General features: G+C 54.6%; 10 protein-coding genes and 1 pseudogene. 8 read left to right on the top strand and 3 right to left on the bottom strand.

Translation table 11 applies throughout. The annotated features are described in order from the left end of the window. The first annotated feature begins 33 nt into the window (after positions 1–33). From malM to AC6I77_RS20810, 3 genes are all read left to right on the top strand, one after another. Positions 34–972 (top strand): maltose operon protein MalM, encoded by a 939-nt coding sequence (malM, locus tag AC6I77_RS20820; RefSeq protein WP_140033850.1) that lies wholly within the window; start codon positions 34–36, stop codon positions 970–972. Positions 973–1,471: 499 nt separating this feature from the next. Continuing rightward, positions 1,472–1,816, top strand: a complete 345-nt coding sequence (locus tag AC6I77_RS20815) for a type II toxin-antitoxin system PrlF family antitoxin (RefSeq protein ID WP_003851503.1) — start codon at positions 1,472–1,474, stop codon at positions 1,814–1,816. A 6-nt stretch (positions 1,817–1,822) separates the two neighbouring features. Continuing rightward, positions 1,823–2,293 (top strand): type II toxin-antitoxin system YhaV family toxin, encoded by a 471-nt coding sequence (locus AC6I77_RS20810; RefSeq protein WP_039661390.1) that lies wholly within the window; start codon positions 1,823–1,825, stop codon positions 2,291–2,293. 187 nt (positions 2,294–2,480) lie between these two features. Here AC6I77_RS20810 and malQ read toward each other — a convergent pair whose 3' ends face one another. Beyond that, a complete protein-coding gene (malQ, locus tag AC6I77_RS20805) occupies positions 2,481–4,556 on the bottom strand; it encodes a 4-alpha-glucanotransferase (RefSeq protein WP_497817298.1) in 2,076 nt (691 codons plus the stop codon). Between the two features lie 8 nt (positions 4,557–4,564). Further along, positions 4,565–6,967, bottom strand: a complete 2,403-nt coding sequence (malP, locus tag AC6I77_RS20800) for a maltodextrin phosphorylase (protein ID WP_497817297.1) — start codon at positions 6,965–6,967, stop codon at positions 4,565–4,567. A 281-nt stretch (positions 6,968–7,248) separates the two neighbouring features. Between malP and malT the strand changes: the two genes are divergently transcribed. The 5 genes and pseudogenes from malT (at position 7,249) to yfiB (ending at position 12,768) form a co-directional block, all read left to right on the top strand. Further along, positions 7,249–9,951, top strand: coding sequence for an HTH-type transcriptional regulator MalT (malT, locus tag AC6I77_RS20795; RefSeq protein WP_497817296.1), 2,703 nt, complete (start codon positions 7,249–7,251; stop codon positions 9,949–9,951). 153 nt (positions 9,952–10,104) lie between these two features. Continuing rightward, positions 10,105–10,247, top strand: a pseudogene (locus AC6I77_RS20790) (transcriptional regulator); the annotation flags it as partial. 258 nt (positions 10,248–10,505) lie between these two features. Further along, positions 10,506–11,060 (top strand): regulatory sequestration protein YfiR, encoded by a 555-nt coding sequence (yfiR, locus tag AC6I77_RS20785; RefSeq protein WP_140915928.1) that lies wholly within the window; start codon positions 10,506–10,508, stop codon positions 11,058–11,060. Position 11,061: 1 nt separating this feature from the next. Further along, entirely contained in the window at positions 11,062–12,270 is a 1,209-nt protein-coding gene (gene dgcN / locus AC6I77_RS20780; protein WP_497817295.1) for a diguanylate cyclase DgcN/YfiN, read from the top strand. Between the two features lie 24 nt (positions 12,271–12,294). After that, positions 12,295–12,768, top strand: coding sequence for an outer membrane lipoprotein YfiB (yfiB, locus tag AC6I77_RS20775; protein WP_008924716.1), 474 nt, complete (start codon positions 12,295–12,297; stop codon positions 12,766–12,768). A 108-nt stretch (positions 12,769–12,876) separates the two neighbouring features. Here the strand turns inward: yfiB and iolG are convergent, their stop codons facing one another. Further along, entirely contained in the window at positions 12,877–13,887 is a 1,011-nt protein-coding gene (gene iolG, locus AC6I77_RS20770) for a bifunctional inositol 2-dehydrogenase/D-chiro-inositol 1-dehydrogenase (RefSeq protein WP_003851488.1), read from the bottom strand. Positions 13,888–13,894 lie beyond the last annotated feature (7 nt).

Genomic DNA, 13,894 nt, shown 5'->3' with positions numbered 1-13,894 from the left:
GTTCACGCCGCGACCTGCAATAAGGTACGCATAATGAAAATGAAAAAGCTGGCTGCACTCTGCCTGAGTGCGGCGTTACTGACAGGACACGCGTTTCCCGCCCTGGCGGAGGTCAATCTGGTGCCGCAGGATCTCTCTTCTGCACCGGTCGTCGCACCTGAATCCCTGCAACGCCTGATCTGGCAGCCGCTGGCGGCCTCTCAGACGCAGACTACAAAACTCGCCAACAGTGGACAGACGCTGAATGCACCTCACATTGCCGGGCCGGTCGCGGCTTACAGTCTGCCGGCAAATATCGGCGAACTGACGCTGACGCTAAGCAGTGAAGTGGCGAACGGTCGGGTTTTCGCGCCGAACGTGCTGGTGCTGGACGAAAACCTGCGCCCAGCGGCCTGGTTCCCCAGCCGCTACTTTACCTATCAGAAGCCGGGCGTAATGGCGGCAGATCGGCTGGAAGGGGTGATGAAATTGACCCCGGCGCTGGGTCAGCAAAAAATCTACCTGCTGGTGTTTACCACCGACAGCGATCTGACCCAGACCACCACGCTGCTCGATCCTGCCAAGGCCTACGCCCAGGGCACCGGCCATGCGGTACCGGATATTCCCGATCCGGTCGCCAGCCACAGCCGCGAAGGCACGATCAAGCTGAAGATGCAGACCAGTTCCGGCTCCTCGATTCTTGTCGGACCGCTGTTTGGTTCATCCGGCGCGAGTGCCGTCACCGTCGGCAATACTGCACCTGCGTCAGCGTACAGCGCAGCACCGGCGCCTGCACCCGCTGCAGCGCCCGCGCCAAAAGCCCGTGCGGAACCGATCATGAGCGACACCGAGAGTTACTTTAACCAGAAGATCACCCAGGCGGTGAACAGCGGCAATATCGACAAGGCGCTGAAACTGCTGGATGAAGCCGAGCGGCTGGGTTCCACCTCTGCACGGCAGACCTTTATCAGTAGTGTTAAAGGCAAGGGGTGAAGCTGCCCCGACGCTATTGATGTTGTCCCATCTAGTGCGCTGCGGCGCACTTTTTTTTGTTGTGGAGATCCTGATTGCAGTTTTTTTTGTGTGGCTTTACGCATTGCGTAAGTCAGGCTGTGGGCAATAGCGTTCGATGAATATAGGCTTCCTGAGCTGTTTCAGGGATGAATTTTCTGGCCATTTCAGGCGAAGTTACATGGCAACTCAGACCCGAAATATCTTTCTGAAATCATGGGTATCGTGATGGCGGGTGAACCTGGGGTTATCACCCGTCGGAGTATTTCTGCTCCTGTGCATATCAGCCGCGAAGAGTGTGATATCTGGCAGGAAGTAAAACAGGGTGTCACTTTTCAGGCGATACGGAAAAGAGTAATCAGAAACTTTTAATGGTGACTGAGTAACAAAACAGTCGTGGTTGTCGCGATCAATGCATTTGCATTGCCAATGCACTTGCATTACTGTTGCGTTATCTTGTTTTTCCTGATGAGAATCTGAAATGGGAACGCTGACTCATACCAACATCTCTCTGCGCGCTACATCAAAACTGACAGCCCGCAGCCAGACCACTATCCCTGCCGCAGTTCGTGATGCGATGAATCTGCAACCTGGTGAGAATATCGAATACGCTGTTCTGCCTGGCGGCAAAGTCCTTATTACCCGTCAGGAAACGGTGACTGATGATGATCCGGTGATGGCGAGCTTTCTGAGTTTTCTTGCTGCTGATATGTGCAACACGCCTTCAAATATCAAAACGCTGGATCGAGGATTATTAACTCGCATTACTTCGTTGACCGAAGGTATGGACGTTGATTTGGATGCTCCACTCATGGACGATGAGTAATCAGGTATGGAAGATGGCACGGTTATGAATGGATGGCACGTTTATGTTCATCCCTGTTTTGAATCACAGCTGATTGCGCTGACCAATGAAGTGGAGTCACTCAGGGCTAAATATCCTGAAAGTTACCAGCGAAAAGCGACGACTAAGCTTTTAGCCGCGGTGTTTAAAGTTATCAATAGTGAGATTTGCGCCGATCCACATCATGCAAAGTTTCGCCAGGGCGATACGCTGGGAGAACAAAATAAGCATTGGTTCAGTGCGAAGTTTTTAATGCAGTATCGTTTGTTCTTTAGATTCAGCGAACAACATAAAACCATTATCCTTGCATGGATGAATGACGCCGAGACCAAACGTGCCTATGGCAGTAAACGTGACGCTTATAAGGTATTTTCAGGAATGTTGCATAACGGCTACCCACCAGACGACTGGGCATTGCTGTTAAAGCAATCTCAGGATTGGGATAATACAAACTCGTAAGTGTCATAAATCCTGACCACGATCCTGTTTGTGTTTTCAGACGCCTTGCTCATGGGTAATTCATCTCTGATTAAAGGCGCTGAGTAAAATAGCAGCGTGCGAGCCGTTGGCGGCCCGCACGCTGTAATAACTGAAAATTATGTAAATCAGGCGGCGTCAGACACGCGTCTGAGTCACGCGTTAATCTTCAACCACGCACTGACCGCTTCCGTCGCGCCGTCAAATCGTGCAACAACCCTTGGGTCTCCGAATTACTGAACAGCGTTTCCAGCGGCACGCTCAGCTTGCGTCGCCAGTTCGGATATTCGTCGCTGGTACCGGGAATGTTCACCGGCGCGGCCATATCCAGCCAGTCCTCCGGTTGCAGTCCCAGCAGAGCGCTGTGACTGTCGGCCAGATAACGCTGCATCGCCTGATTCAATGCCTTGCTCATACCGGTACGGCGTGCATCACGTCCGGCACGTTTCGGCAGCGCGCCCACGCGATGCAGACTATTCAGCAGCGCCTGTTTCGCCCTCGTTCGTTCCTGATACAGTCCGGCCAGCACCACTTTGTCCGGATAGAGACCGAGTTGCGCGCCGGTAGTCAGATCGTCACTTTGCCACCAGCCGCGCAGTGTCGGGAGATCGTGTGTGGTGGCAACGGCCATCGCCTGCCGTGGCCAGCTGGCGGGCGGTCTAAAAACGGCTTCTGAGGTCTGTTCAAACCAGAGCACCTTGTAGGAGTAAACGCCCCCATCCCTCAGCTTATCGACAATCGCTTCCGGAACGGTGCCGAGATCTTCGCCAATCACCATGCAGCGATGACGCTGGCTTTCCAGCGCCAGAATCGCCAGCAGATCGTCAATCGGGTAGTGCACATACGCCCCGTGCCTCGCGCCTTCGCCAGCGGGAATCCACCACAGCCGCATTAGCGCCATCACATGATCAATACGCAGTGCGCCGCAGTGGCGCATGTTGGCGCGCAGCAGGGCAATCCACGGCTCCCAGGCACGCTGACGCATCACCTGCGGATCCATGGGCGGCAACCCCCAATCCTGACCGCGTGGGCCGAGAATATCAGGCGGTGCACCGATGCTGGCCTCCATGCAGTAAAGATCCCGCTCACTCCAGGTCTCTGCGCCACCCTGCGCGACGCCCACCGCCAGATCGCGGTACAGTCCGATGGGCATCTGCTGCTGCTGGCAGCTGTTCCAGCAGTTTTCAAACTGCTGCGCGGCCAGCCACTGCAGCCAGAGCCAGAAGCGCACCTGATCCTGATGCTGTTTTAAAAAGGTCTGCACCGCCGGGCTGCCAGGATGCTGCAGCGCCTCCGGCCAGACTGGCCAGCCCCAGCGCCCGCTATCCTGCGCCATCTGGTTGGCATGCAGCGCATCAAAAAGCGCCTGATGCTGCAGGCTTTCGCCACCCTCCTGGATAAACGCATTAAACGCCTGCACCTCAGGATCAGCGGCATCACGCTGGGTAAACTGCGGCCACGCCAGGCTCAGCGCCTGAATTTTCAGCCGGGTTACCGCGGAATAATCGACCCATTCAGTTGCGCGAGCCTGCGCCAGCGTCTGCTGCGTTTCGGGCAGTTGCCACCAGGTTTGCGCGACCGCGCTCAACTGAAAGTCAGTGACCGCGGCCACATCGATGTAAAGCACATTGAGCCAGCGCCGGGACGAGGGGCTGTAAGGGCTGGCGTTTTCCGGGCTGGAGGGAAACAGCGCATGGATAGGGTTAAGGCCGATAAACGCGCCGCCGCGTGCGGCGATTTCCGCTAGCATCCGGCGCAGGTCGCCAAAGTCGCCAATGCCCCAGTTCTGCGCAGAACGCAGGGTGTAGAGCTGCACGCAGGCGCCCCACAGGGATTCACCCTTCAACAGTGCCGGCGGTTCATAGCAGCGCGCCGGGGCAATAATCACCCGGCACGACCACTGCTGCGCGCCCTGTTGCAGTGTCAGCTGATGATAGCCCTCAGGCAGCGGTGGCAGATGCAGTGGCTGGGCAGGCTGGCAGCGACCTGAGCTCATCTCACCCGACTCGTGGGTGAGATGCCAGTGGGCATCGTCACTCAGCTGAGGCGACAGGCTCAGCAGATCGCCGCTGCGGAAAATCACCGCCGGTGGCAACGGCGTGCTCAGCGGATGGGGAGTCTGCATCACCGCCAGCAAACGCTGGCGGGTCAGGGTCGGGATCGCCTGAGGCTTGCCGTGCGCATTGATATACTCAGCAGCGATGCCTGCCAGAGAAAAATCATCCATAACCGGTTCTGTTTTCATGGCTTTCCTTAGCGTTTCGCTTGCCAGATGCGCTGCTGGTAATCGCGGATCGCCCGATCGGAACTGAACATGCCACAGCGTGCGGTATTGAGGATAGTGGCACGCGTCCAGGCCTCCTGATCGCTCCACAGCCGTTCAACCTGCGCCTGCGCATCCAGGTAGGGCTGGAAGTCAGCCAGCACCAGATACGGATCGCCGCCTTCCGGGCCGAGACTGTGCAGCATCGCGTCAAAAGCGTGGAGGTCGCCCTGACTGAAGGTGCCATCTTCAAGCGCTTGTAACACCTGATTGAGCTGTGGATCTTTTTTGCGCCACTGATCCGGGGCATAGCCGCCCGTTTTTAACGCCACCACCTGTTCCACGGTATGCCCAAAGATAAAGATATTTTCGCTGCCGACCTGTTCGGCGATCTCGACGTTTGCCCCATCCAGTGTGCCGATGGTCAGCGCACCGTTAAGCGCCAGCTTCATGTTGCCGGTGCCGGAGGCCTCTTTACCGGCAGTAGAAATTTGTTCAGAAAGGTCGGCGGACGGAATCAGGCGCTCGGCGACGGAGACGTTGTAATCGGGAATAAACACCACCTTCAGGCGGTCGCCGATCCGCGGATCCTGATTGATCACTTCGGCCACTTTGTTGATGGCGTAGATGATGTTTTTCGCCAGCGCATAGCCCGGCGCGGCTTTGGCACCAAACAGCACCACGCGCGGTGCACGGTTCGCCTGGGGATCGGTGACCAGCGTCTGCCACAGCGCAATAATGTGCAGCAGGCTCAGATGCTGACGTTTGTACTCATGCAGGCGCTTAATCTGTACATCAAACAGCGCGGTGGGGTTGATCTCAATACCCGTCCGGTTTTTGATCCACCCGACCAGTGCCTGCTTATTCTGCTGTTTGATGGCGCGATATTCCGCGCGGAACGTGGCGTCATCCGCAAAAGCTTCCAGTCCCTGCAGGGCATCAAGATCGTTCAACCAGGGCTTTTGCAGCGTTCGGCTAATCAACGCACTCAGCGCCGGGTTGCACTGATTAATCCAGCGGCGCGGTGTAATGCCATTGGTCACGTTATGGAATTTTTCCGGCCACATCTGGTGATATTCCGGGAAGAGATCCTGCACTACCAGTTTTGAGTGCAGTGCCGCCACACCATTGACCGCGAAGCCGCTGGTGACGCAAAGGTTGGCCATGCGGAGCTGGTTATTGTGCACCAGTGCCAGTTTTGCCCATTTTGCGTCATCATCCGGCCAGCGTGCGGTGACTGCCGTTTTCAGCTGCGCGTTCAGGGTATTAATGATCATCATATGGCGCGGTAGCAGGCTGCGCACCAGTCGCACATCCCAGCATTCCAGCGCTTCCGGCATCAGCGTATGGTTGGTGTAGGCAAAGGTGTGTTGGGTGATCTGCCAGGCGCGATCCCAGCTAAGCTGATGCTCATCCAGCAGCAGACGCATCAGCTCCGGGATCGCCAGCGTCGGATGGGTGTCGTTAAGCTGGATCACTTCATGGTCAGCCAGGGTTTCGATGTTGCGTCCGGCCAGATGGTGACGACGCAGAATGTCAGCCAGCGCACAGGCGCACTGGAAATATTGCTGCATCAGACGCAGTTTTTTACCGTTCTGATGATTGTCATTGGGATAGAGCACTTTGGTGAGTTTCTCTGCATCAATGCCCTGTTGCTCAGCGCGCAAAAAATCGCCGTCGTTAAAGCGGCTGAGGTTGAACGGCTGCGCATGTTTCGCCTGCCATAAACGCAGTGGCTGGCTGATGCCATTCTCATAACCTACTACCGGTAGATCCCAGGCTTCCCCGACCAGTTCAACTGCCGGTTGCCACTGCGGCTCACCTTCGACAGTGATCACTTTACCGCCCAGACCGACGCGCACGTTAAGCGCGGCGTTATGGTTAAACCACGGATAGCGATCGCGCTGCCAGTCATCCGGCCCTTCAATCTGCGCGCCCTGTTCGAAACGCTGGCGGAAAAGACCATATTGATAGTTCAGACCATAGCCCGTCGCAGGCTGACCCACATTTGCCATGGAATCCAGAAAACAGGCCGCCAGGCGACCCAGACCGCCATTGCCCAGCGCCGGATCGGTTTCGTTTTCCAGCACGTTGGTGAGTGAGACATTCCAGGCGGCCAGCACATCATTCACCGCGTCATACCAGTCCAGATTCAGCAGATTGTTGCCGGTCAGGCGACCCATCAAAAACTCCATCGACAGATAGTTAACATGGCGCAGTTCAGTTGTAGCCGGGCGACCTGGCTGCGCCGCCAGCATATCGGCCAGTGCACCGCTGAGGGCCTGCCACCACTGCGACGGGTTCATCTCCTGCGCGTCGTGCAGGCCAAAACGCTGCCACTGACGGGTCAGGGCAGCAGTAAACTGAGTCGGGTTAAAATCGGGCTGTGTCATGATTGATGTCCTGAAAAAAAGAAAGTGGGTCAATGTGGTCACAGTGTGCCCGGGCGGAAATCATCACTCATCCTCCCGAAAAGGATTAGGGCAGGAGGATAGGGAGGGTGGAGAGAATGAGGCTATTCCTAAATCGACGCAGGAGTGTGATTGCGCACGCTTTTGTAAAGTTTAGTTAATGGGTTTGCTTGCATTCATCAGACGAAATGCTGAACCTGTGTAAGGAATAATTACGAAGCGTAAAATAATGATGCGCTCGACGAATGGAGAAACGCGCGCCCATGTTAATACCCGCCAAACTCAGCCGCCCGGTCCGTCTTGAAGGCACCGTCATCCGTGAAAGATTGCTGCAAAAGCTCACCGCTGCCGGTAACTATCGGCTGGTACTGGTCACCAGTCCGGCAGGTTACGGCAAAACCACACTGGTATCGCAGTGGGCGGCGGGAAAGCGCGATCTGGGCTGGGTATCTCTGGACGAGGGCGACAATCAGGCGGAACGCTTTGTCGATTACCTGATAGCTGCACTGCAACAGGCCACACATGGCGGCTGTCCCCGCACTGAGCTGCTGGCGCAGAAGCGGCAATATGTGAATCTCAATGCACTGTTTTCTCAGCTTTTTATCGAACTGGTGGAGTGGCAGCAGCCGTTGTGGCTGATCGTTGATGACTACCATCTCATCACCAATCCGGTCATTCATGACGCGATGCGCTTTTTCCTGCGTCATCAGCCGGAGAATCTGACGCTGATTCTGATGTCGCGTAACCTGCCGCAGCTGGGTATCGCTAACCTGCGGGTGCGTGAGCAACTGATTGAACTGGGCAGCCAGCAGCTCGCATTTACACATCAGGAAGCGCGCCAGTTCTTTGACTGCCGTCTGACGGCGCCGCTGGAAAGCGACGAGAGCAGCCGCCTTTGTGATGATGTCGCAGGCTGGGCGACGGCACTGCAACTGATCGTGCTGTCGGCACGACAGGGTGCCAGCTCTGCGCAGCATTCAGCCCGGCGGCTTTCAGGTATTAATGCCAGCCATCTCTCTGACTATCTGGTGGAAGAGGTGCTGGATAATGTCGATCTCTCCACCCGCCATTTCTTACTCAAAACTGCGCTGCTGCGTTCAATGAACGATGAGCTGATAGCCTGCGTAACCCACGAAGATAACGGCCAGATGCGGCTGGAGGAGATTGAACGTCAGGGGTTATTTCTGCAGCGCATGGACGATTCCGGCTGCTGGTTCAGCTACCATCCGCTGTTTGGGAACTTTCTGCGTCAGCGCTGTCAGTGGGAGCTGGCCGCAGAGCTGCCTGCGCTGCATCGGGCTGCGGCTGAAAGCTGGATGGCGCAGGGGTTCCCTGGCGAGGCGATTCACCACGCGCTCGCCTCCGGTGACGCGAGCATGCTGCGGGATGTGCTGCTGAAGCACGCCTGGACGCTGTTTAATCAGAGCGAACTACCGTTACTGGAGAACTCCCTGAAAGCGCTGCCGTGGGAGATGATGCTGGAGAATCCTATGCTGGTGCTGCTGCAGGCGTGGCTGATGCAGACCCAGCATCGCTTTTCTGAAGTCGATAGTCTGCTGGCACGTTTTGAACAGGCCAGCCGCTGCGAGATTGATGCCGCTCTGCGCGGTGAATTTAATGCGTTGCGCGCCCAGGTGGCGATCAACGATGGCAACACCGACGAAGCGGAGCGGCTGGCGAAAGTGGCGCTCGACACCCTGCCAGCCAGCCGTCACTACAGCCGTATTGTGGCGACCTCAGTACATGGCGAAGTGATGCACTGCAAAGGTGAGTTAGATGATTCACTCAAGCTGATGCGTCAGACCGAACAGATGGCGCGTCGCGATGAGGTTTGGCACTACGCGCTCTGGAGCATGATTCAACAGAGCGAGATTCTGTTTGCTCAGGGCTTTTTGCAGGCCGCCTATGAGATCCAGAGCCGCGCCTTTGTGCTGGTGGAAGAGCAGCATCTGGCGCAGTTCCCGCTGCATGAGTTTCTGCTGCGCATTCGCGCTCAGCTGTTATGGGCCTGGGGCCGACTGGAAGAGGCAGAGCAGGCGGCGCGCGAAGGGATCAACGTGCTGAACGGTTACCAGCCGCAACAGCAGATTCAGTGTCTGGGACTGCTGGTACAGTGCTCACTGGCGCGCGGCAACATTGATAACGCCCGCAGCTACCTGAACCGTCTGGAAAACCTGCTGAACAACGGCAACTGGCACAGTGACTGGATCGCCAATGCCGATAAGGTTCGGGTGATCTACTGGCAGATGACCGGCGACAGCCAGAACGCACGCGACTGGATGCGGCAGACACCCAAACCCGCTTTCGCTAACAACCATTTCCTGCAGGGACAGTGGCGTAACATTGCCCGTGCACAGATCCTGCTGGGTGATGTCAGCCAGGCAGAAGTGGTGCTGGAGGAACTGAATGAGAACGCCCGTGCCCTGCGCCTGATGAGCGATTTAAACCGTAATCTGCTGCTGCTGAATCAGATCTACTGGCAGACTGACCGCAAAGCGGAGGCGCAGCGTGTGCTGATTGAGGCGCTGAAACTGGCACGCAGCACCGGATTTATCAGCCATTTTGTCATTGAAGGCGAGATGATGGCGCAACAACTGCGGCAGCTGATTCAGCTAAATACTCTGAATGAGCTGGACAGTCACCGCGCCCGCCGCATCCTGCTTGAAATTAATAAATATCATCGACATAAGTTTGCCCATTTCGATGAAGGTTTTGTCAGCCGGTTGCTCAACCATCCTGACGTGCCGGAACTGATCCGCACCAGTCCACTGACGCAGCGTGAGTGGCAGGTGCTGGGCCTGATCTATTCAGGATACAGCAACGATCAAATCGCCGGGGAACTGGCGGTGGCATCCACCACCATCAAAACGCATATCCGTAATCTCTACCAAAAACTGGGCGTCTCTCATCGCAGCGAGGCAATGAATCAGGTGCAGGCGCTGTTAAAAATGATGGGCTATGTCTGAGAATAGCGGGCGATTATTCATCGATTGTTGAAAATTGCCCAGGCATAAGGCTGTTCTGATGTAAAACCCGCACAGGAAACCGACGCAGGTTAAAGGCGCCTGACAAGGTCTGGAAGAGTTCTGGAAGAGTAAAGCAGAGCGGGAGTGTGCTGTGGTGAACTGGTTGAAGTGCTTCCCGATCTGCGTCCCGAGCCGCTTAGCGCGTATTTGTGGTCGCGCACCGCCGCAATCTGTCGCGGCGTATCAGGGCTTTTATGCACTGGACAGAAGACATTTTAAAACCCTATTTTGACTGATTACATGCGCGATATTTACGCCAGATACGAAGAGACGAGGCAAAGGAAAAGCTTAATCGTGCAGGTCACGCTGCGCTTTTTCTGATGGTTTGCTTAATCTGATGATAAAATCGCAAATGAGCGTGTAAGCTGAGATAAATATCAGGGCCGCTATAAATTGTAGTGATTGAAGTTTGTTAACATTTGTAACTGCTGCTGTGCTAACATTTCGACGTTTATTCAGGTTTCCTGCCGTGTGTAGTATTACTGGAACGCAGTATGATAGATAAATATCAAACCCATCACGATGTCGCTGTACTGCTTCTGCTACGACACATCTGCACAATCGTCCTGACGTTTCTTCTGCTCATCGTCATTCCTCATTTAGCCTGGGCCGAAATACAGGATGGCAAAGCTAATCGCATTGTCAGTGGTATTATCAGTTTCACCCACTGGCCGGGTGTGAAACGACCAGAATTATGTGTTTTATCTTCAGCGCGACATCTCTCTTTACCGGAAAATACTGCGTCTTCAACCGCGACATTTACTGTTGTGTATCTTGCTTCTGTTAACGACTTCAGTATGCACCGATGCGATGCTGTTTATTTCGGCGATCAGACGCCCCAGCAGCAGGTTGACTCTCTGCAGCATTTTACAGGAAGGGCCGTTCTTAGCCTCGCGGAGAATAATGCGGAGTGTACGGTAGGTGCCGCGTTTTGCATGATTTTTCAGCCTAATCATACGCATTTTTCCGTTAACCTCGATTCCCTTGCCAGAAGCGGTGTCAGGGTGAGTCCTGATGTGCTTTTGCTCTCCCGCGAGGGAGGCGAATAAGATGAAATTTGATAAATTAAGACATGATAAATCGTCCATCCGCAATAAACTGCGGAAGATAAGCACCATCAACGCTGCAGTGATACTCCTGCTGTGCTGGTTATTGCTCTCATCAACGTCGCTGCTGTTTATTAAAAAATATGAGAAACGAAATCTCGAATTAATCGGTTCGACGCTAAGTACTACGCTAACTGCGGCTACCGTTTTTGCCGACAGCTACGACGCACGTAATAAAATCGAACGGCTTGGCAATGAAGGCATGTTCGCTTCCGCGAAGCTGGTTACCCGTGATCACATTGTTCTGGTTCATTGGAATGCACAACAGGAACCGTCGGGTTGGTATTCACGCTTACTGCGCGAGTGGATTTATATCAAACCGCTTAACGTCAATATCATTCATGCTGATGCTGTCGTCGGGACGTTGACGCTGGAAGGCACGGTGACCGGCGCGTTAAACTTCCTTCGTTACTCATTTATGATTCTTAGCAGCGGCATGCTTTGTGTGCTGGTTATCTCGCTTCTGCTGAGTGAATTTCTGCATCGGGGTATGGTTGCAACACTGCGCACCATTACCAGCTCAATTCACTATGTGATTCATTCTGGTGATTTTTCACTGCGAATTCAGGGTGGCCCAATTAAAGAGTTTCAGCTCTTTTCAGACGATCTGAATTCACTGCTTAAGGAAATGCAATCGCTGAAGGCTTCGCTTATGCGTGATAATCGCTCGCTGGCCGCTAAAGCGCTGGAAGACCCGCTGACCGGCCTTGCCAACCGCACTGCATTTTCCGCCCGGCTGACACAACTCCTCGCTCTGCAATCTGCCAATGAGCGCTTTGCGCTGTTATTCCTCGATGGCGATCGTTTTAAGAGCATTAATGATAACTGGGGACATGCCGCCGGGGATGAGGTATTGAAAGCGATAGGAACGCGCCTTTTATCACAGGCATCTGAACAGGATCTGGTTGCCCGATTAGGCGGAGATGAATTTGCCATGCTGGTGAGCAGCCGGACCCGTGATGAGCAATTGCAGCAACTCATGCAGAACATTCATGCTGCGATCAGCGAAGAAATCAGTATTGCAGAAGGTATGCCGATAAAAACCTCAATGACCATCGGATATGCGTGGTCACAACAGGGTGATACGGTTGAATCGATCCTCGAACGTGCTGATATGAATATGTATAAGAATAAGCGAAAAAATAAAGTTTAATGAAGGCCTGAACGAGACGTGAATATGAAAAAGAATATTTCCCTGATGCTCCTGACACTGGCTTTGGTGGGTTGTCAGTCTAAAGAGCATTTTAGTGAGGCACAAATCGCCGCGATGAAAAGTGCTGGATTTACCCGAAATAGTGAAGGCTGGGGGTTGGGATTATCCGATAAAATCCTGTTTGGTGTTAACGAATCAGAACTGACTCCCTCAAGCAAAAGTAATATTCAGGGGATGGCGAAAAACCTGGCATCGACCGGTATTGAGCATGTGCGCATCGATGGACACACTGACAATTATGGCAAACCCGATTATAACCAGCAGCTGTCGTTGAAAAGAGCGAATGCTGTAGCGGCACAGTGGGCGGAAGGTGCGTCGATACCCCGTGGAAATATTGTTACACGTGGATTGGGGATGAGTGCTCCGGTTACCAGCAACAATAGCGCGCAAGGGCGTGCGCAAAACCGCCGCGTGGCCATTGTGATCACTGCACCATGATAAACCAGCAGCCAACGCCTGTTTGTCGGCGGGTTTTCCCGCGCGTGACGCGCCGCTGACTATGGGAAAAGATGAACGCACGGCGGACTCCGCCATGCGTTGTTTTTATCAGCGATAAAACGCCGGTTTAACCGACATCTTAACCGGCACAATCTCGCCAGAGGTTTGTGCCGCGACACAGGCATCGGCCGCGACTGCCGCCGCGTAACCATCCCACGCCGAGGGACCCGTCATCTCACCGCTGATGACGTTGTTGATAAACGCCTGTAGCTCCACGTCATAGGCATCGATAAAGCGTTTTTTCCAGTCGGTCAAAATGGTAGTCGAGAGTTTTGCCGCGCTGCGTGTCTGCACAGAAACGGGCTCCGGCAGGCGGGCAACGCCGCGTTCACCCACCACTTCACACTGAATGTCGTAGCCATATTCACAGTTCACAAAGATTTCGACATCAATACGCGCGCCTTTGGCTGTCTCCAGCAGCACGATTTGTGGATCGCGCAGATGTGACGATGCCTTGCGGGTTTTGCGTGGGAAGATCACCTGTACGCTGGCGTAGTCATCATTCAGCAGCCAGCGCAGCACATCGAGTTCGTGGATAAGCGTATCGGTGATTGCCATGTCGGTGGTGTAACTGTCACCCACTTCCGGATTACGGTGTGCGCAATGCAGCATCAGCGGTTCACCAATCTCACCGCTGTCGATGACCGCTTTTAGCGCACGGTAGCCGCTATCATAAGGGCGCATAAAGCCGACCTGCACCAGCTGCCGTCCCGCCTGAATCTCCGCTTCAACAATATTCATACAGCCCTGAGCGGTGACCGCCAGCGGTTTTTCGCAGAACACCGCTTTGCCCGCTTCGATACAGGCCAGCACAAAGGCTTCATGTGTCGGACCCCAGGAGGTGACCAGCACCGCATTCACCAGCGGATCGTTAATGAGATCCAACGCATTGTCATAAATGCGTGCTTCCGGCGTCAGCTCATTCACAATCTGCTGGCAGTTGTCGCGGTTGATGTCGTTGAGCGCCACCACGCGCGCATTCTGTAACACTGTGCTGCAACGACGGATATGTTCGCGGCCGATTGCGCCGGTGCCGATAACACCAATGTTAATTGTCATGATGATT

It is taken from the genome of Pantoea sp. X-Soil-ISGK-259, from assembly GCF_059730705.1.
The sequence above is the reverse complement of the archived record's forward strand: the minus strand, read 5'-3'. Positions and strand labels throughout refer to the sequence as shown.